Origin of the sequence: Streptomyces sp. NPDC001933 (genome assembly GCF_042890955.1) — a bacterium.
GTDB lineage: Bacteria > Actinomycetota > Actinomycetes > Streptomycetales > Streptomycetaceae > Streptomyces.
In genome coordinates this window covers 68,923-87,490 of sequence record NZ_JBIASS010000003.1, presented here as the reverse complement: position 1 = coordinate 87,490, position 18,568 = coordinate 68,923, and the positions used below count along the sequence as shown (strand labels likewise).

The 18,568-nt window shown below is 71.4% G+C and carries 14 protein-coding genes; 1 reads left to right on the top strand and 13 read right to left on the bottom strand.

Features of this window, described 5'->3' with window-relative positions:
- Nucleotides 1–81: 81 nt before the first annotated feature.
- On the bottom strand, nt 82–1,581 hold the full coding sequence (locus ACFYY7_RS08185; protein ID WP_388658582.1) for a long-chain fatty acid--CoA ligase: 1,500 nt from the start codon (nt 1,579–1,581) through the stop codon (nt 82–84).
- Nucleotides 1,582–1,755: 174 nt separating this feature from the next.
- Between ACFYY7_RS08185 and ACFYY7_RS08180 the strand changes: the two genes are divergently transcribed.
- Entirely contained in the window at nt 1,756–3,045 is a 1,290-nt protein-coding gene (locus tag ACFYY7_RS08180; protein ID WP_388658579.1) for a PucR family transcriptional regulator, read from the top strand.
- 70 nt (nt 3,046–3,115) lie between these two features.
- Here ACFYY7_RS08180 and ACFYY7_RS08175 read toward each other — a convergent pair whose 3' ends face one another.
- The 12 genes from ACFYY7_RS08175 to ACFYY7_RS08120 form a co-directional block, all read right to left on the bottom strand.
- Nucleotides 3,116–4,093 carry a terpene synthase family protein gene (locus ACFYY7_RS08175; RefSeq protein WP_388659745.1) on the bottom strand — a complete coding sequence of 326 codons (978 nt, stop codon included), beginning with the start codon at nt 4,091–4,093 and terminating at the stop codon, nt 3,116–3,118.
- Nucleotides 4,094–4,604: 511 nt separating this feature from the next.
- Nucleotides 4,605–6,023, bottom strand: a complete 1,419-nt coding sequence (locus ACFYY7_RS08170; protein WP_388658576.1) for a DUF6177 family protein — start codon at nt 6,021–6,023, stop codon at nt 4,605–4,607.
- Between the two features lie 80 nt (nt 6,024–6,103).
- Nucleotides 6,104–10,075, bottom strand: coding sequence for a type VII secretion protein EccCa (gene eccCa / locus ACFYY7_RS08165; protein WP_388658574.1), 3,972 nt, complete (start codon nt 10,073–10,075; stop codon nt 6,104–6,106).
- 64 nt (nt 10,076–10,139) lie between these two features.
- Entirely contained in the window at nt 10,140–11,453 is a 1,314-nt protein-coding gene (locus tag ACFYY7_RS08160) for a MinD/ParA family protein (protein WP_388658571.1), read from the bottom strand.
- 53 nt (nt 11,454–11,506) lie between these two features.
- Entirely contained in the window at nt 11,507–12,880 is a 1,374-nt protein-coding gene (eccD, locus tag ACFYY7_RS08155) for a type VII secretion integral membrane protein EccD (protein ID WP_388658569.1), read from the bottom strand.
- 103 nt (nt 12,881–12,983) lie between these two features.
- On the bottom strand, nt 12,984–13,247 hold the full coding sequence (locus ACFYY7_RS08150) for a hypothetical protein (RefSeq protein WP_388658566.1): 264 nt from the start codon (nt 13,245–13,247) through the stop codon (nt 12,984–12,986).
- A 312-nt stretch (nt 13,248–13,559) separates the two neighbouring features.
- Nucleotides 13,560–14,354: a DUF6508 domain-containing protein gene (locus ACFYY7_RS08145; protein ID WP_388658563.1), complete on the bottom strand. Its 795-nt coding sequence runs from the start codon at nt 14,352–14,354 to the stop codon at nt 13,560–13,562.
- Between the two features lie 2 nt (nt 14,355–14,356).
- Nucleotides 14,357–14,758: a hypothetical protein gene (locus ACFYY7_RS08140; RefSeq protein WP_388658561.1), complete on the bottom strand. Its 402-nt coding sequence runs from the start codon at nt 14,756–14,758 to the stop codon at nt 14,357–14,359.
- Nucleotides 14,755–17,283, bottom strand: a complete 2,529-nt coding sequence (locus tag ACFYY7_RS08135) for an ADP-ribosyltransferase (RefSeq protein WP_388658558.1) — start codon at nt 17,281–17,283, stop codon at nt 14,755–14,757. Before ACFYY7_RS08135 ends, ACFYY7_RS08140 begins: the two co-directional genes overlap by 4 nt.
- Nucleotides 17,280–17,678 carry a DUF6507 family protein gene (locus ACFYY7_RS08130; protein WP_388658556.1) on the bottom strand — a complete coding sequence of 133 codons (399 nt, stop codon included), beginning with the start codon at nt 17,676–17,678 and terminating at the stop codon, nt 17,280–17,282. The genes ACFYY7_RS08135 and ACFYY7_RS08130 overlap by 4 nt, the downstream gene beginning before the upstream one ends.
- A 68-nt stretch (nt 17,679–17,746) precedes the next feature.
- Nucleotides 17,747–18,058, bottom strand: coding sequence for a pore-forming ESAT-6 family protein (locus ACFYY7_RS08125; protein WP_266729579.1), 312 nt, complete (start codon nt 18,056–18,058; stop codon nt 17,747–17,749).
- A gap of 21 nt (nt 18,059–18,079) precedes the next feature.
- On the bottom strand, nt 18,080–18,412 hold the full coding sequence (locus ACFYY7_RS08120) for a hypothetical protein (RefSeq protein WP_360931796.1): 333 nt from the start codon (nt 18,410–18,412) through the stop codon (nt 18,080–18,082).
- Nucleotides 18,413–18,568: the final 156 nt, after the last annotated feature.

Genomic DNA, 18,568 nt, shown 5'->3' with positions numbered 1-18,568 from the left:
CGATCGCGGACCGGTGACCGATGTGTACCCAGTCCGGGGCCGCGTCGACCCGGACCGGCTCCGCCGCCGTGGCGGGCGGGGTCAGGAGGAGGGAAGGGCCGCCGTCAGGGCCCGCTTGAGCACCTTGCCGGTGGGGCCCAGAGGCAGCGCCTCGGTGAACCGCACGACGCGCGGGTACTTGTGCCGCCCGAGCCGCTCCCTGGACCAGGCGATCAGCTCCTGCTCCGTCACCGCCTCCGCCCCGGCCCGCAGTACGACGACCGCGCAGATCTCCTCGCCGCGCGCCTCGTCGGGCACACCGATCACCGCGACCTCGGAGACCGCCGGATGGCGGACCAGCACCTCCTCGACCTCACGCGGATAGATGTTGAAGCCGCCCCGGATGACCAGGTCCTTCTTCCGGTCGACGATGCTCAGGAAGCCGTCCTCGTCCCGGACCCCGAGATCCCCGGTGCGGAACCAGCCGTCGACCACCGCCCTGGCCGTCGCCGCCGGATCGTCGAGATACCCGGCGAACACGTTGTGGCCGCGCACCACGACCTCGCCGACCTCGCCGTCCGCGAGCAGCACCACGGCCTCCTCCACCGCCGCGTCCGCCACTCCGATCTCCACGCCCCACACCGGGTGGCCGACCGTGCCGGGGCGGCGGCCGATCTCCGGCTGGTTGAAGGTGGCGACCGGGGAGGTCTCGGTCAGCCCGTAGCCCTCCAGGACCTGCGTCGCGAAGGTCTCCTCGAAGCGTTCGAGCACGGCGACGGGGAGGGCCGCGCCGCCCGAGACGGCCGCGCGCAGGGTGGGACGGTGCGTCGCGTCGTCCAGCGCCGCCGCCTCCACGAGGGCGTGGTACATCGTCGGTACGCCCATGAAGATGCTCACGCCTTCGGCGGTCAGCAGCTCCAGCGCACTCGCGCCGCTGAAGCGCGGCATGAGCACGAGTGTCGCCCCGGCCCGCAGCGTCGCGTTCATCGCACAGGTCTGCCCGTAGGTGTGGAACAGCGGCAGACAGCCGAGGACCACGTCGTCGACGTCCAGCCGCAGCAGGTCGTGGGCGACCACGGAGGCGTTCAGCACGATGTTGAGGTGGGTGAGCAGCGCCCCCTTGGGCCGCCCGGTCGTGCCGCTGGTGTAGAGAATCACCGCGGTGTCCTCCGGGGCCGCCGGCTCCGCTGCGGTCAGCGGCTCGCTGCCCACCGGCACGCCCTGCACGGCCCTGACCCCTGCGGCGCGTGCCCCCTCCTCGGCGACCGGCCACATCGGACCGCCGCCGATCAGCACGACGGAGCCGCTGTGCCGCAGCACGTACGCCACCTCCTCGGCTACCAGCAGCCCGTGCACCGGCACCACCGTCGCCCCGGCGGCCAGCGCGCCGAAGTACGCGTACAGGAAGTCCGCCGAGTTGGGCAGCAGCACCGCGACCCGGTCGCCCGGCCGGACCCCCGAGGCCCGCAGTGCGCCCGCGCAGCGCAGCGTGCCGTCCCACAGCTCGCGGTAGGTGATCCGGGTGCCCGAATCGACCACGGCCACGCGGTCGGGATGCTTGCGGGCCGACTCGCGCAGGACGATGGCGACGCTGAGAAACATGACACGCTCCAGGAAACATGGCGTTCACACGGCTCTTCCCGCTCAGAATCGGCCGTGGCCCCGGCTCCGCACAATGTGCAGTTGCCCACCATGCATACCGCCCACCTGGGCAGCGGCCACACGGAGAGACACCTGGCGAGGCATCCGCATAACGAGGGCGTTAATCTTCGGGGCATGGCGCAGAACCCGCGTGCCCCAGCCTCTCGTACCGGCGACGACGGTGAGCTGCGCCGTGCCCTGGCCGCCGCCCTCCTGCCGGGGATCGACGAACTGACCCGGCGGGTCGTCGACGACATCCACGCGCACAGCGGTACGTACGCCTCCGGCTCGCCCGTCAGCCGGGACGACCTGTGGGGGATCTGCCGCGACAACCTGCTGCGCGCGCTGGAGGACTTCGGCGGGCTGCCGTCCAGCGGGGGCGACGGCGAGCACGCGGCGCGCGAGACGGGGCGGCGGCGCGCGGAGCAGGGCGTACCGCTGGACACGGTGCTCCAGGCCTACCGGCGCGGTGGCCGGGTGATGTGGCAGATGATGGCCGAGCATCTGCGGGCGACGCGCGGGACCCCGGACGCCGCGGGGCCGGCCGCGGGCGACCGGGACACCGAGCTGGACATGGCGGGCGCCGTGTGGGAGACCATCGACCGCTACTCGCTGGTCATGGCCGACTCGTACCGGCTCACCCAGCTGGAGATGCAGGGCAGGCAGGACACCCGCCGCGTCGCCCTCTTCGAGGCCCTGCTCGACGGGCGCGGCGAGGATCCGGCGGTCGCGGCGGCGGCCGCCGCCGCGCTGGGCGTGCCGGTCCACGACCGGTACGTCGTCGTCGTCGCCGCCCAGGACCCGGCCGCGCCGCCCAACCCGGCACCCGTCCTCGACGAGCACGGCATCTGGTCCTTCTGGCGGCCCCGGTCGGGCCGGTACGCGGGAATCGTGCGGCTGGCGGCCTCGGGGGATTGCGGTGTCCTGCTCGACCTGCTGCGCCACCGCACCGGTGCCACCGCGGGGGTGTCACCGGAGTTCGGCCGGCTGGCCAGGGCGGGGCGGGCGCTGCGGCTGGCCGAGCAGGCGCTGCGCACGCTGCCCGCCGGAAGCGGTGCGGCGGCGGCCTTCGACGACCGGCTCGCGGAGGTGCTCCTGGTCGGCCGGCCGGAGATCGCCGAACGCATCGTGACCACGCGGCTGGGCGGCGTACTGGACATGGCGGCCGAACGCGACGTGCTGCTCGGCACGCTCCGGGTCTGGCTCGACCACGGCTGCTCGGCGGCGCGGGCGGCCGAGCTGCTCTACTGCCACCGCAACACGGTCCTCAACCGGATCGGCCGGATCGCCGAACTCACCGGCGCCTCGGCGGAGTCGGGCGAGGTGAGGCTGGGATGGGCGCTGGCCCTGCGGGCGCTTCCGCTGCTGGCCGGAGACGGCGAACAGATGCTGGGGGAAAGCGACTTGGGGCAGTCCGGGGCGTGAGCGGCGCCGCGCGGGACCGGAGGCCGATATCGGCCCCCGGTCGGCGGCTCCCGCATGTATCGGCGGTGGGTCAGGCCGCGAAGTGCTCGGACAGGGAATCCCGTTCGTCGACCTCGACGAGATCGGGACGGGTGTAGCGCTCCGCACGGGCGTGGTAGTCGAAGTCGCCCCGGACCAGCCCCCGGTAGTCCCGTACGCATCGCTCCAGCGCGAGCCGGGTGGGGCCCTGGATGCCGGCCGCCTCGATCTCCTCGACCAGCTCCTTCTCGGCCCGCTGCACCCGCTGCGCGATCTGTGCGAGCTGCGCCCCGGCCTCGTCGACGGCCTCCTGGAGCGTGCAGCCGCGATCGCGCTGGATGAGGCGCACCGCGTTGTGTTCGTACCCGAGCAGCGCCTCCTTCTCGAAGGAGCAGATGTCGTTGCAGAGCCCCGAGTGATCGGTGACCGCATTGCGCAGCGCGATGTACGCGGGCAGGCTCCGGGCCGATTCCGGAAGGTCGATCCCGGCGGTGATCTCATGGAGGTCCAGGAAGGGCTGCATGGCCACCGAATCCCGGCGGTGCTTCACGAATTCGGACCGGGACGGCGCCTGCCCGGCGGCCCGCTCCACGGCCTCGGCGTAGTAGGTCCACAGCCAGGCGACCGTGTCCCGCCGGAACTGCCGGATCCAGCGCGCCGACCGGTCCCGGTACGTCCGCGTCCGCAGCCCCACGAGCGCGCTCTCCATGGCGCCGCGCGGCGGGCCGCCGTCGAGCACGGTGACCAACCGGTCGATCGCCGCCTCGCACATGCGCGGGTCACGTCCGGCGGGCCCGTCGTCGAACTCGTCGTCGACGAGGAAGGCCCAGAAGAGCCACTGGCAGAAGAGGTCGAGATGCTGCTGCGACGCGGCCGGGAAGATGAGGGAGATCCAGAGCTCGGGCCTGGTCCGGATCATCTTCTTCCGGGCCACCGGGGAGAGCGCCAGGTCATTGGATTCGGCCCATTCCCACGCTGCCTTCCTGGTCTCCTCGATGCCTGGATTGCATCCGGTGCTCTGGAACGGCATATGAAACGCTGGCAGCGCAATCTGGCTCATTTGTGCCCCTCGGCGAAGCGGTTCGGATGAGCGATACGAACGGGTAACCGGCCGGACTCACGTGTCGGCGCCGGGTACGCATCGGGGTACGGGCCGCCCGCGCCCACCGACTCTGGCCAGAGGCTCACCGTGCGAGACGAGGCAGTCATTCCTGCTCACTCTCCTCCGCCGGGGGTCGGGGCATCGGGGCCGGGCCCGTGGGCCCGCAGTGGCAATCGCCCGTGGTGCAGGACGGCGGCATCACCATGTGTAACCCCCAGTCAACCGCCTGTGGGCGAAAGAGGGAAGCCATTTGTGACCGAAACTGCTTGATCGTCAGAAACGATTGAACATCTCTGAGCAGCCGGTGACTTGTTGTGGTGATCTCCGGTCGGCGGCAGGGACGTCCGCGCAGGCATCCGCGCAGGCGATTTCACGCCGCTCCTCCTGCCGAGCCGCCGCGCCGCCCCGCTGAGCAGTTCTGCCCGCTGTCCCGACCCGCTCAGGCGCCCTTCAGATGCCGCATCAGCCGCTCGAAGTCCTGCCAGCCGGACAGGTCCGACGGGTCGCCCGGCAGCGGGTAGTACAGCGCCGGACGGGACCTCGGGCCGAGCTGGACGGGCGGCTCGGAGAGCGGGGTGCGCCGGGCGCGGTCGCCGGGCATCTCGCGCACCTCCTCCGCGCCGAGCACGAAGGCCAGCGGGACCCCCGGCCCCTCGAAGCGCGGCGGCACGGCCAGGTCGCGCCGCGCCTTGCGGAGCTGGACCAGCATCGACTGGAGGTGATGACGGGTGGCGAGCACCTCCGCCACCCGGGGCAGCGCGTCCAGCGGGGGTTCCTCGCCGGGGCCGTAACCGAACGCCAGCGTGACGTCCTCCTCCACCCCCGCCTTCGTACGGCTGATGCGGACCGTGGCCAGGCCCGGCCGGTCCGGGCTGCCGACCACCACGAGCCAGGTCGGCTCGGGCGCCCGCTCGAAGGCGACATCGGTCAGCCGGCGCAGCGACCACGGCAGGTTGGCGGGCTCGGCGGTGCCCCACCCGGCCGGCGGCCGTCCCGTCAGCTCCTGCCACACCGACTCCAGCGCCCCGCCCAGCACCAGCCGGTCGTCCGCCGGGTGGACCGTGCGGAACGAGATCGCCAGCTGGCGGTCACCGGTGTCGGTGACCTCCTGGTAGGCGGCGGCCACCGGGGTGCGCGGGTCCTCGGGCGTGGCGTCGGGCGACTCGACGGTGGCGAACATGCCGTGCTGCCAGCGCAGTACGGCACCGGACAGACCGTCGTAGTAGCCGTCCTTCTCGTCCTGCACCACCCAGCGCGAGGGCCAGCCGCTGAGGCTGTTGCGCACCGCGGGGGAGAGCGTGGCACCCGGCGAGGTGACGATCTGGAGCCCCAGCTCGGCGTTGGCCGCGGCCCGGAACGCGTCCGAGAGCCAGGCCGTCATGGCGATCACCGGACGGTCCTGGATGATGACGGCCACCTTGTCGGTGAGCGCGTCCACGGCGGGCTGCGCGGCGGCGGGTGTCGGCGCGACGCTCACCCCGTCGGTCTTCACCACCGCGAGGGAGCGCGCGGCCTCAGGCGGCCAGGCGGAGCCCCCGGCCAGGGTGGCGATCCGGGCCGCGAAGGTGCCCGCGAGCAGCTCGGCCTCCTCGACCCCGGTGGTGGCGCGGGCCTCCGTCCACCAGAACGGGACCGGCGGCGCGGTCGCCCCGAGCAGCCGCTCGGCCTCGCCCGCGACCTGCACCAGCAGCGGCGCCTCGATGGAGACGAGCGGCCGGCCCTGGTCGTCGCAGAGCTGCACGACGGCGCCCTCGCCCGTCGTCCCCACCAGCTTGTCCGGGCCGCCCGCGAGCAGACCCGCGAGCACGGTCAACGGGTCGGGCATGCGCGGGGTGAGGGCGATGACGTCCTTGGTCATGTGGTCGGCCGTTCCTTCTTCGTCCGGGTGCGGATGTGCGGTGGCGGCGCGGCCCGCGGAAACGGGACCGCCCCGGCGGGTCACTCCGCGGTGTACACGGTCTGGATCAGACGGTTCTGCCGGCCCCTGCGGATGAACACCCCGCGCCCCGGCGGCTGCTGGGTCGCGTACACACCGGGGAACAGCTGTCCCTCGCTGCGGTCGCCCGCCATCAGGAGCGCCGAGGCCCCCGACTCGCGCAGCCCCAGCATCAGCGGGTCGTACATTCCGCGCGAGGCGCCCGCGACCCGTCGGGTCAGCACGAAGTGGAGCCCGATGTCGACGGCGGACGGGATGTACGGCAGGAACGGGTCGAGCGGCGCCTGACCGGCGGTGGTCAGCACGTCGTAGTCGTCGACCAGGATCACGATCCGCGGACCGCTGCCCCAGCTGCCGGGCTCCAGGTCCTCGGTGTCCGCCCGGTCGTCCGGCAGCCGCTTCTCCAGCTCGGTGGCGATACCGGCTGCCAGACCCGCGCACATCTTGGCGTTGTACGCGTACCCGCCGCGGAACTCCTCGGGGATCGCGCCGCGCAGACCGCGCCGCGGGTCCATGACGGCGAAGACCAGTTCCTCCTCGCCGTAGCGCTCGATCAGCCCGGCGGCCACCGTCTTCAGCAGGTTCGTCTTGCCGCACTCGCTGTCGCCCAGGACCAGCAGGTGCTGGTCGTGGTGGAACAGGTCGAGCACGGCCGGCGCCAGCGCCGTCTGGTCCAGGCCGATCGGCACCCGCTTGGGCTCGGCGACCGGGCCCGGCAGCAGATGCGGCTCCAGGACGTGCGGCAGGATCCGGACCGGCTGGGCGACCTCGCCGCTCCAGGTGGCCCGGACCGTACGGGCGGTGTGCTCCAGGACCGCGCCCAGGTCCGACACGTCCGCGACACCGTCCGTGCGGGGAAGCGCGACCTGCGCGAAGAGCTTGCCGTCGGTGAGGACGCGGCCCGGCTCGTCGGGCGACAGGGTCTGCGCCAGCTTCCGGTCGATGCTGGACTCGCTGGGGTCGTTGAGCCGCAGCTCGACCCGGGTGCCGAAGTTCGACTGGGTGGCGATGCGTACGTCGTTCCAGCGGAGCATGCCCGCGACGACATGGATGCCGTATCCGCCACCGCGCTTGAGGATGTCCACGACGGCGTCGTCCAGCTCGTCGAAGTCGTCGCGCAGCGCACCGAATCCATCGATGATCAGCACGATCTCGGCCGAGGCCAGCTGCGGCAGCCGGCCCGCCGCGTGCAGCGAACGCAACTGCTCCACGGAGTCGATGCTGTGCTCGCGGAACAGCTCCTCGCGGACCGCGAGCATGCCCCGGACCTCCTCTACGGTGCGCCCCGCGCGCTCCCGGTCCGCACGGCCGGCGACCCCGCCGACGTGCGGCAGCCCCGACACGGCCTGGAGGCCGCCGCCGACCAGGTCGAGGCCGTAGACGCCGACCTCCTGCGGGGTGTGGGTCAGCGAGACCGCCAGCGCGAGGGTGCGCAGCAGCGTCGTCTTGCCAGCCTGCGGACCGCCGATGACCGCGACATGACCGCCCGCCACCGTGAGGTCCAGGTACCACTGGCCCTGCCACTGCTTGGTCGGGTCGTCGAGCAGCCCGAGCGGCACCTGGAGCGGGCCGCGCCGCTTGGCCAGCTGCATCCCGCGCGGGCCCACGTCCAGCGGCCCCGCGACCTTGTCCAGGGAGATGGCACCGGGCAGCGGCGGCAGCCAGATCCGGCGCACCGTACCGGCCGCCTCCCGCAGCTGGTCGACGATCACGCCCATCTCGGTCGGGCCGGTCTCCCGGCGCCGCACCTTCGGCTCCTCGCCCGTAATCTCCGGCTCGGCCAGGGTGTTGAACGCCTCGTACTCCAGGGCCAGCGGACCGCTGTCCTGCTCCTCGTCACGCTGCACCGGCCCCCGGTACGCGCCCGAGACATAGCTCGCCTTGAAGCGCTCGTAATGGCTGGTGTCGACCTTGAGATAGCCGAAACCGGGCAGCGGCGGCAGATGGAAGGCGTCGGTGGTGTCCAGGACCGTGCGCGACTCGTCGGCGGAGAACGTACGCAGACCGAGCCGGTACGAGAGATAGGTGTCCAGGCCCTTGAGCTTGCCGCCCTCGATGCGCTGGCTGGACAGCAGCAGATGCACACCGATGGAGCGGCCGATCCGGCCGATGGACAGGAACAGGTCGATGAAGTCCGGCTTCGCGGTGAGGAGTTCACCGAACTCGTCGATCACGACGAACAGATGCGGCAGCGGGTCCAGATCGGGCCGCCGGTCCGCGCGCAGCGCCGCGTAGTCACCGATGTCGGCGACATTGCCCGCGTCCTTGAGCACCTGCTGACGGCGCTTGACCTCACCGGCGAGCGAGGCGTGCACCCGCTCGACGAGGCCCGCCTGGTTCTCCAGGTTGGTGATGACCCCGGCCACGTGCGGCAGCTCCGCGAACGGGGCGAAGGTCGCACCGCCCTTGTAGTCGACCAGGACCAGCGCGAGGTCCTCCGGCGGATGCGTGGCCACCAGGGCGAGGACCAGGGTGCGCAGCAGCTCCGACTTGCCGGAACCGGTCGCCCCGACACACAGCCCGTGCGGACCCATGCCCAGCTCGGAGGACTCCTTGAGGTCCAGGAGCACCGGCTGGTGGGAGTCGCTGATACCGATCGGCACCCGCAGGAAGGCGCGTTCGCCGCGCGGCGCCCACATCCGCGACAGGTCGAGGCGTGCCACGTCGTCGATGCCGAGCAGTTCGGCGAAGTCCACGGGGCCGGAGAGCGGGGCGTCCACCATCGACTCGGCGGACAGCCGCATCGGCGCCAGCATCCGGGCCAGGCCCTCGGCGAACGGGATGCCGACCTCGTCCACGGTGCCGTGGGCGCTGACCGGTTCCTGCTCGCGCAGGTCCTCGATGACCACCGAGTCGCCGTCGACGGTGATCCGTACGCTGACGTGCCCCGGCTCCTGGACCCGGTGCTCCAGCAGGTGCAGCACGCTGACGCCCATCTCGCGCAGGCCGACCGCGTCGTCCGGGCGCGGCAGGTCGACGGCGTCCTCGCCGTGCCCGTCGGTGACGACCAGCAGCCGGGACGTCATGGACAGCGCGTCCTTACCGGACAGACCGCGCCGCACCTCGGCCGCGTACGAGGCGCGGCGGCGCAGCTCCGGGCCGATCTGGCGGGCCAGCTGGGGCGCGGACGGGGCGATCCGGCGGGCGGCGACCGGTCCGTCGAACTGCTCGGTGTCGAGCAGGTGCGGCATCCACTTGGCCCACTCCCAGTCGGCCAGCCGCTCACCGGGCACGGCGAGCGCCATCGCGACGTCGTCGGGGGCGTGCGTGGCGGCGGTCTGGACGAGCAGGGCGCGCGCGACGCGCAGACAGTCCTCGCGGGGACCGATGACGCTGATGTTGCCGACCCGGTCGAGCGGGACGGTGAGCGGGAGTTCGGTGCCGGTACGGAAGCGGTCCATCAGCGCGGACGCCTCGTTGAGCATGAAGGTGTCGGGCGGCGAGAGGACGGACGAACCCTGCTGGGCGACCGTCAGATCGCGTACCGGCATCTCACCCGTGCCGACGCGCACCCGCAGGAAGTCGCCGTCGAGCCGGCGCCGCTCCCAGACCCGGGCCGGGTCGCGCACTATGTCGTACAGGGCGTGCGGCGGCGGATTGAGGACGTCGGCCCGCTCGGCCCGCCGGCGCTCCTCGACGGAGAGCTCCTCGCGCAGGTCCTCCAGATAGGCGAGGTAGGCCTCGCGCTGGGTACGGCGGGTGCGCTGGGCCTTGCCGCGCTGCGAGAAGACCAGCGCCACGGAGCCGATGACGGTGACGACGAGGATGATCGCGCCGAGCCCGGCGAACTGACTGTTGCGTACGACCGTCATCATCACGACGGAGGACATCACACCGGCGACGGGCAACAGCGACATCGCGATGTTGCCCGACTTGCCCTCGGGCAGGTTCGGCGGGGCCTCGATGGTGCGCGCCTCGGAGGCGGCCGGCGGCCGGGTGGTCCTGGCCGGGCGGTGGATCAGTCGGGTACTCATCGTCGTCCGTCACTCGGGGTCGGGTCAGGTCGGCATCGGGACCGGTGGTGCTGCCGATCGGTGTTCAGTGCTGCTGCTGGGACAGCTGGAACACGTCCGCGGCGAGCCGGGTGGCGGCCTCCCGGGTCGCGTGCGCCAGGAGTTCGGTACGGATCGCGCCGCCGGCCGCCAGATGACGGTCGTACGGCAGCACCTGGACACTCGCGCCGGTGGCCTTCAGCTTCTGTGCCGCCTCGTCGAGATCGAGCCCGGAGTGCGGCACCAGTTCGCTGAGCACGACGACGGTGCCGGCGATCACCTGCCGGGGCAGCGACTGCATCCACTGCAGGACCGCGTACGTGCTGGTGATGCCCTCCAGCGTGGCGGGGGCGGCCAGCACCCGGGCCTGGGCGGCGGAGAGCGCGACCCGGGCGACCTCGGCGGGCAGCGTCTCGCAGTCGACGACGGTGACGCCGAAGTAACGGCGCAGCGACACCATGACCCGCTCGTACGCCCTGGTGTCCAGCATCGCGCCGATCTGGCCCTGACTGCCGGGCAGCAGCCAGGCGTTGCCGGGGAGCTGGACGAGATAGCCGGTGATGTCCAGCAGCGACATCTGCGGCTCGATGATGCCCGCCAGGTCACCGGTGGTCCAGCGCAGCGAATCGGCGCCGAGCCGCAGCGGCAGCGAGCCGAGCGCCGGGTCGGCCTCGACGAGGAGTACCGGGTCCTGGCGGTAGTGCGCGTACGTGGTGCCGAGCAGCGCGGCGACGGTCGACTTGCCCGCGCCGCCCCGGATGGAGGTGACGGCGATCTGCCGGCCGGTCGTCACGGGCTGCTGGAGCGTCTCGGCGGTGGCGGTGGTACGGGCGACCTCGCGCGCCGCCGACGAGGACACGCTCACCCGCAGGGCGCGCGCGGCCCGCGCGGCGAACGGCTCACCGCGCCGCGCCTTGCGCCCGACGGCGGCCAGCTCCCGGTCCACCACGGGCCGGGAGTCGGGGGTGTGCTGGGGCCGGGTGCCCGGGGTGTACGCGGGCTGGGCCTGGGGCTGAGCCTGCTGTTGCTGTTGCTGCGGCTGCGCGACGGGGTGGGCGGCCACCGCCTGGTGTCCCTGGTGACCGGGGTGCTGCTGGAGTTGCTGGTGCTGAGGCTGGTGGGCCGGTGCCGGCTGCCCTTGCTGGTGGCCGACGTACTGCTGCTGCGGGGGCGTCCCGTGGGCGTGGGCGTTCTGCGCGGGAACGCCGGGGCCCGGCGCGGCGGCACCGTGCGGCTGACCGCCCTGACCCTGCGCGGGCGCACCGTGCCCCTGACCGCCGGGGCCCTGCACGCCCTCCTGGGCGGCGCCGCCCCTCATGGCGCGCAGCACATCGCCCTGCCAGTTGTCTTCGTTCGGCATGTCTGCCCTTCTCTTTCGCCCTGCTGCCCCGCCCGGAGCACCTGCGCGTCGACTCAGAACTTGTTGAGCAGCTGTCCGTACACGCCGAACACACCGACGGCCAGCGGGAAGAGCCCCACCACACCGATGGATTCGACCAGATCGGCCGTGCGCCGCAGCCGGACCTGCACGTGCTCGGGCGGTTGCACCGCCAGGACGAGCAGCGGCAGCACCGCGGCCACGACCAGCAGGGCGAGCGGTCCGGCGCCCCCGGCGTGCTGCATCCACAGCATGACCAGGCGCACGACCAGGACCGCGGCGGCGGCGAAGAGCGCGACTACCTCGGCGACCAGCGGGAAGGCCCGCGCCCGGGAGAGCAGCACGAGGGCCACCAGCGAGGGCAGCGTCACGGTCCACACGGACGGCTCGTCGGCCATGGTGAGCAGCCAGCCACCGGCCGCCGCGGAGACCGCGGTGACCACCGTCGCCAGGGCGAGGCCGCGATGGGTGGCCGCCAGCGCGTTGCCCACCTGGTGGCGGCTGACGGAGGTGCCGCCGGAGCGGCGGTCGTCGAGCGCGGTGAGGCCGGAGGCCGCCAGCGCGAGCCGGGGGAGCAGTCCGAGCAGTACGACGGAGAAGACGGCCATCACCGCGCCGAGCCGGGCCAGGTCGTCCTGGACGGCGGCGACGGCCTCCCACACCGCGGCGATCACGGTGGTGGCGACGGCGCCGATGAGCCCGCCGCGGCCGAGCGGGGAGAAGTAGCCGAGGAGCACCAGCGTCAGGACCAGCGCTGCGGCGACGGCGGCGAGCCGCGCGGTCCCCGACCAGTCGTAGGCGTCCGCACCGGTCCAGGCGGTGAGGATGCCGAGGCTGCCGGAGGCGAGCAGGAGCGCGGTCGCCAGACCCCGGTTGCCCTGCCCGATCTTCGCGACGATCGCACCGGCCGCCAGCAGGACGAGCGTGGTGGCCGCCAGGGCGGCGGTCAGCGCGTCCAGGGCGAACTCACGACGGGCCATCAGTGCGGCGACCACCGCGAAGGCCACCGAGGCCACGCCCGCACTCGTACGACGGGCGGCGGGACGCCAGCGCCAGGTCTGCAGATCGAGATCGTCGGCCACCAGATCGGTGACGTCGTGCACGACCGGGGCAGGGGGCGCGGAATGGGCCCGGACCAGCCGGAGCACCGCACCGTCCGCGATCCCCGCCGAGGACAGCGTGCTGTCGTGCGGGAGCGCGGAGCCGTCCGAGGTGATCAACTGCCGTGTCATCGGGCGTGCCGCCGCCCGGTCGTCCAGCAACTGCAGAATGTCCGGCAGCAGCTGCCCGATCGGTGTGTCGGACGGCAGGACGATATCGGCCCGGCGTCGCTCACCGACCAGAGTCACCCGGCTGAGCTGCGCTCGGGAAGTCGTTGCTGTGCTCACCACTTTACGGGAACCTATCATCGCGACGTTTTGAGGAATCGGGCAGCTTGGCGTGCCCATGCTACTGGCGCCTTCTCGGTCCCCTTTGCGGGGAACTCTTTCTGAATTCGCCGGAGTTGCCGAGCTATTGGGGATTCTTCGCCGAATCCCCGGAATCCCCGGATTTCTCCGGTTGCGCCGTCTTCGCCGGCTGCTGGTACTGCTGTTCCTGGCGCTGCTGCTTCTGCTGTTCGGCCTTCTGCTTCTCCAGCATGTTCTGGACAAAGGACCACCCCACGCATCCCGCGCACAGCACGGCGGCAATGGCGATCCCCGCGAACACCTTTCCGAGCCGCTCGTCCGCCGTGCGCCGCGCCCGCTGCGCACCGAACAGCAGTGCGTCACGCATCCTGCGCCGGCGTACCGCCACCGACTCCAGAAGCTGGCTGTCGTAATCCCGTGCCATTCGTCTTGTCGTCCGTTGCCTCAGTCGTACGTTGCGTAGGTCATGGTCGCCGTGTCATCGCCCGTCATCGCGCGGACCGGCGGCCGGGACCGGGTCACTCCCGCGCGCTCCGGGGGAGCGGCATATTCCGAACCGGCCGGCGGGCACCGTACGGGAATCCCCCAATTCACCCGTGCAACATAAGGCATGGGCGAGCGGGCAGTACAGCCCAGGTCGCACCACGAGCGAGCACGGCGAACCAGTGTTCCGTATTCGTCAGGGAACGCCGTGCGGGCCGCCGGCTTCGGCCTCGTACCAGACGCACAACGACTCGGCCACGGCGTCGAGAAGGCCGTTCCTCGCCGCCTCGGCGATCGTCCCGTCGCAGAATCGTTCCCCGCGCACCACGGCCGTGGCCGCGCGCACCGCGTCGGCCGGGCCCATCCGCCCGTCGGCGGGCACGGCCGGCGGCGGGTTGTCCCGCCACAGGTACGCGGGCGTCACCGCGCCGACGGCGGGCAGCGCGCGCACCAGACGTTCGAGCCGCTCGCCGTGGATCGGATACCTCATCCGCCAGGTGCCGTCGGGCTGCTTCCCGCCCTCGGTCCACCGCACGTCGCGGTCCTCGTCCGTGAGCGCGGCGAGCGCCTGGCTCAGCTCACGCCACGCGTCGGCGTTCCGGCGGTCGAGCTGAGCCAGCAGACGCCGGTCGTCGGCCTCGGTGACGACCCGGGCCAGCTCCGTGAGCGCGGCCAGGGACGGGGCCGCGGCCAGGGAGCCCGGGACCACATGGCTGACGCACCTCGGGTCCGAACCGCGGGCCAGCTCGGCGAGCGCCGCCGTGGGCGCGAGCCCGCGCGCCTTGGCGGTGCTGAGCCTCGCGGACCATTCGAGCCCTTCGTCGAACCCGGCCCGGTCCCCGGCCGGCCGCAGGCACCATCCGGCCGCGTCGTCCTCGTCGTTGGCCCACAGGTAGCCCATGGCCTCGCCGCGGGAGTCGGCGACGGTGAGGTGGTGGACCGGCCTGTCGGTCTCGGCGCGGTAGCGCGGTGCGTCGGGGGCGTAGGTCATGGTCAGCTCGCGGCGGCGAGGCTCCTGACGGCATCGGCGTTCGGCGCCTCGGCCAGGGAGCCGGGTACGACATGGCTGCTCTTCGAAGGGTCCGATTCCTTGATCATCTCCGTCAGGGCGGCCGTCGGGGCGATACCCCGGGCCTTCGCGTCATGGAGCCTACGGGCCCACCTCGCACCCTTGTTGAACGCCTCGTCGCCGCCCGCCTCACGGACCAGCCACCCGGCGGCGTCGTCCTCGTCGTTCGCCCATACGTAGCCGATCGCCTCGCCGTCCCTGTCCGCCACCGTCAGGTACTGGACGGGCTTGTTGGACCGGGAGCTGTAGCGCGGCGGCCCTCCGGGCGCCTCGTTGAACAACAGGTCCTCGTTCAGTCGCGGATTGGACCGCTGCTCGTTGCTCATTCGTGCACCACTCCCTTGTTCGACGGCAGGACTTCGCCGTAGACCTGTACCTGGCCATTCTCCATAAAGACGCGGGTCACCTTGAATTCGGAACCGCGGGCCAGGAGCAGCTCACGCTCCGTCACATCGAACTTGGAGACCTTCTCCAGCCACAGAGCAGGCGTCCCCTTCGGCACACGGAGGTGCAGGATCGCCTCCTTGCCGGCGAAGCCGGGCACCGGGTGGTTGCCGAGGGAGGTCGAGGTGTACCCCTTGTCCGGGTACGTCTTGCCCAGCATGTCGAGCGGGGAGTCCAGCTTGAGGTGGCCCAGCCCCGTACCCCGGACGACCATGATGTCGTCGGGCACGGGACGCGTCGACATGACCCTGTCCATCTCGGCGATGTCGTGCAGCACCGCCGGCTCCGGACCGAATCCCGGAGTGCCGCGCAGATGACCGTTCATGTCGTGGTACGACGGGAACGTCTCACCGGTGTAGTCCCAGAGAGCCTGCTTCGCGGACGGGTCCAGATCGTCCACGTAGTCGTTCCAGTAGTCCCGGCCGTACTTGATCGCCGCCGTGTCGTCGGCGAACGGGACCGTGCCCTCGGTGAGTTCGGCCGCGGCGACCCGGTGCTTCTCGGCCGTCGTGAGGTCGTCGAAGTCGTCGGCGGAGATGTGCGGGGTGTACTTGAAACCGTCACCCGGACCGCCGTTCCCCACCCCGTCCCCACCGTGATGGCCGGCCGTCGTCGCGTCGTCGGCGCCATGCGTGAGGTCGTCGGTGGCGCCGTGCGGGTCGACATGGCTGCCGTTGCCGCCGTGGTCACCGGCGTGCGCCGCGTCGTCGGCGTGCGCGGACGCGTCGTCGGCGTGCCCGCTGTGCGAGTTGTCGTGGCCGCCACCGTGCGAACCGTCGTGCCCGTGCGTGCCCGGTCCGTCGTGGCCCGGGGTGTGCGGGGCGTCAGGGGTGTGCGGATTGCCGCCGGGGATGTCGTGTCCCGCGCCCGTGGGGAAGTGGTCGGTGGGAACGTGACCGCCGACGTTGCCCGGGACGTGGCCGGGGGCTCCGCCCGGGACGTGGCTCGCCGGGTCGAAGTGTGCCGGGGCGGGGCCGAACGATCCGCTCGGTACGTGGTCGGGTACCCCGCCCGGCACATGGCTGCCCGGACCGTACGGCACATTGTCGAAGCCGCCGCCGGGGGTGTGCGGCGCCATGTCGGGGAAGCCGCTTCCCGCGTGGACTCCCGCCGGGACCGGCTGCTGAATCTGCCAGGACGACGGCAGGCCCGACGTGTGGGGGACCGTTTCGTGCGGGATCGGGGTCGTCTCGACCACGCCGTTCGGGGCGACCAGGTTGCCGTTGGGCTCCAGGAAGCGACCGTCGGGCAACTGCACGGTGCCGTCGGGCAGTTTGGGGATCTCGATGTTGCCGATGCCCTTGAGGCCCTTGGTGATGTCGCCGATCTTGGAGAGGCCGGTGCCGGCGCCCTTGGCGATGTAGGTCATGGGGTCGATGACCTTGCCGGCCTTGCCCGCGACGGACAGTGCCTTCGCGACGGCTCCGGCCTTGCCGGCTCCCGCGGCGGCGCCGCCGGCGCCTCCGGTGAACACGGTCGTCAGGACGTTGAACGTGACCGCGCCGGCCGCCCGGCCGGGGTTCTTGCCCCATTCGTCCCATGCGACGAGGGCCTTGCCGGTCTCCTTCATCGCGGTCCGTGAGTCACGCAGCCAGGAGGGGAGCTTGTCGTCGGGCAGGGTCCAGAACAGTGTTCCGGCGCCGGGGACGGCGCTGATGACGAGGCCGGTCGCGAGCTGGGCCAGGCCCTTCCATGCCTGTCCCATCGCGTCCCAGCCACCGAACCCGACGAGGGTGCCAAGGCCCTTGATGGTGCCCCAGATCCCGTCGACGATCAGCCCGTCCCACACGAACGACTTGACCCAGTGCCCGACTTCGTACCAGTGGTGCTTCTCCTCGACCGGGTCGCCCCAGGGAAGCTTCGCGTTCTTCAGGTCGTCCGCGTTGAACCCGTACTGGTCCTTGCGCTCGGACCCGTCCCCCGCGACCATCTGCGTCCCGCCGAACAGGGCGGTGATCTTGTTGTGACAGGTCCGCTCGGCGGCCCAGAACGCGGCGACCGTCGCGGTGATGTCATCGCGGAGCTTGTTGTGCTCCTCGACCTTGTCCCCGTCGTACTCCCACTCGTCGTCGTCCTTGTTCTCGTTCACGAACGCCGTCGCGTCCGTCTTGAGCTGCGCGAGTTTCGTGACCAGCGGACGGATCTCCGTCGCGTAGTCCGACAACGAGGAGGCGACCTTCTCCAGATCGTCCGCGAAACCGTCCGCCCGGTCCTGCACCGGCTTCGTCGACGCGAACAACTGCTCCGCCTCCGGAGCCTTGTAATAAGCGGACAACGCCTGGAAATGGGTATGGACGGACGAACCCGTGTCCCGGATATGACCCGCGTCCTTCGTCAGACTCGCGTGATCCTTCTCCAGCTGACCCAGATCACCCGTGTACTGCGGAATCGCCTCGGGCTTGATCACCGCGACTGCACCCCCGGCTTCTCCGGATCCATGTCCACCGCACCGAGCGCCTTGCGCTGCGCCTCGGCAGCCATGTCCAAATCACCGTTCAGATACGCGGTCGTGGCATCCACCGCACCGGTCAGGGACTTCCCAGCCCGCGCCGCGATGAACTTCAGATCAGGGGTCGTGTGCTCGGCGAACTGCGACAACGCCAGCGCGACCAGACCACCCACGGCCTGCTCCCCGCCCTCACCACCACCACCGCCCTCGGCAGTGATCGTGCCCGCGCTCGAAGCCGCCGACGTCAGGTGATCCCCGTACGACGTCGCGTGCGTCTGAATCTTCGACGCGACCTCACCCGTCGTCTTCAGCACACCCTGAATACCCTGCGGCTTCAGATCCCAGCCGGTCATGCCCTACCTCGTGCTCCCCGTTACCGAACCGACCCCGAACCCGCCCCCAGGCAGGTATCCCGGCCGAGTCAGCCGATGTTGTCGACCGCTGCCTTCGCGCGCGTGATCGTGTGCTGCGCGGTGCCGTCGTTCTGCTCCAGCGTCGTCTTCAGCAGCTGGATGATGTTCTTGACCTCCTGCGACGAACGGTTCCACCGCAGTTCCTTGCCGTGGTACTCGTCCGCCACACCATCGGCCGCGAAGTCCGCCATCGCCGCCTTGACCTGGCCGTCCCGCGCCGCGATCACTTCCTCCAGCCGCGCGATCACCACCTGGATGTTGCCCTGCGCGTCCGAGGACGCACCCGTGTCATAAGCACGACGGTCACTGTCACCAGCCATCAGAAACCCAACCCCCGTAAGTCACCGGCCGCCGAAGCGCGCCGCATCGAAATTCGCCGCGGACATCTGCTGCCGCGCGTTGTCACCCTGCTCCTGATCACCCGAACCGAACGCCTGCTCCATCCCCGACTGACCACCGAGAAGAGCCGAAAGCGAACCGTTCAACGCCGCCGTGATCTCGTCCGAACGATTCTTGAACGAATCGAACGCCACACGCCCCGCACCGTGGAACTTCCCCTCCAACGGCGCCGCCGCCTGAACCAGCTGACGGATCAACGTGCCCAGATCATCACTCGACCCACGCGACTTCGACGACAGGCTCGTCAGAACCTGCGCCCCCATGTCGAACTTCATTCAATCCCCCTGTCGAGCCCGAGCAAACAAATCTACCGACCATGCCTATCAACTCTCCCGGCGCGGAGGCAATTGGGGCCTGTGGTGCTGTTGAGAGGCTGTGACAGAACCACCGGTGGCCCGGCGCGGGCCAGGAGAGCCGCACACGGAACACTG

Excerpts from the sequence above, each read along its gene's own strand:
- ACFYY7_RS08160 (WP_388658571.1), bottom strand. The coding sequence starts at position 11,453 with ATGCCGAACGAAGACAACTGGCAGGGCGATGTGCTGCGCGCCATGAGG.
- ACFYY7_RS08175 (WP_388659745.1), bottom strand. The coding sequence starts at position 4,093 with ATGCCGTTCCAGAGCACCGGATGCAATCCAGGCATCGAGGAGACCAGG.
- eccCa (WP_388658574.1), bottom strand. The coding sequence starts at position 10,075 with ATGAGTACCCGACTGATCCACCGCCCGGCCAGGACCACCCGGCCGCCG.
- ACFYY7_RS08130 (WP_388658556.1), bottom strand. The coding sequence starts at position 17,678 with ATGACCGGCTGGGATCTGAAGCCGCAGGGTATTCAGGGTGTGCTGAAG.
- eccD (WP_388658569.1), bottom strand. The coding sequence starts at position 12,880 with ATGATAGGTTCCCGTAAAGTGGTGAGCACAGCAACGACTTCCCGAGCG.
- ACFYY7_RS08180 (WP_388658579.1), top strand. The coding sequence starts at position 1,756 with ATGGCGCAGAACCCGCGTGCCCCAGCCTCTCGTACCGGCGACGACGGT.
- ACFYY7_RS08120 (WP_360931796.1), bottom strand. The coding sequence starts at position 18,412 with ATGAAGTTCGACATGGGGGCGCAGGTTCTGACGAGCCTGTCGTCGAAG.
- ACFYY7_RS08150 (WP_388658566.1), bottom strand. The coding sequence starts at position 13,247 with ATGCGTGACGCACTGCTGTTCGGTGCGCAGCGGGCGCGGCGCACGGCG.
- ACFYY7_RS08125 (WP_266729579.1), bottom strand. The coding sequence starts at position 18,058 with ATGGCTGGTGACAGTGACCGTCGTGCTTATGACACGGGTGCGTCCTCG.
- ACFYY7_RS08185 (WP_388658582.1), bottom strand. The coding sequence starts at position 1,581 with ATGTTTCTCAGCGTCGCCATCGTCCTGCGCGAGTCGGCCCGCAAGCAT.
- ACFYY7_RS08140 (WP_388658561.1), bottom strand. The coding sequence starts at position 14,758 with ATGAGCAACGAGCAGCGGTCCAATCCGCGACTGAACGAGGACCTGTTG.
- ACFYY7_RS08145 (WP_388658563.1), bottom strand. The coding sequence starts at position 14,354 with ATGACCTACGCCCCCGACGCACCGCGCTACCGCGCCGAGACCGACAGG.
- ACFYY7_RS08170 (WP_388658576.1), bottom strand. The coding sequence starts at position 6,023 with ATGACCAAGGACGTCATCGCCCTCACCCCGCGCATGCCCGACCCGTTG.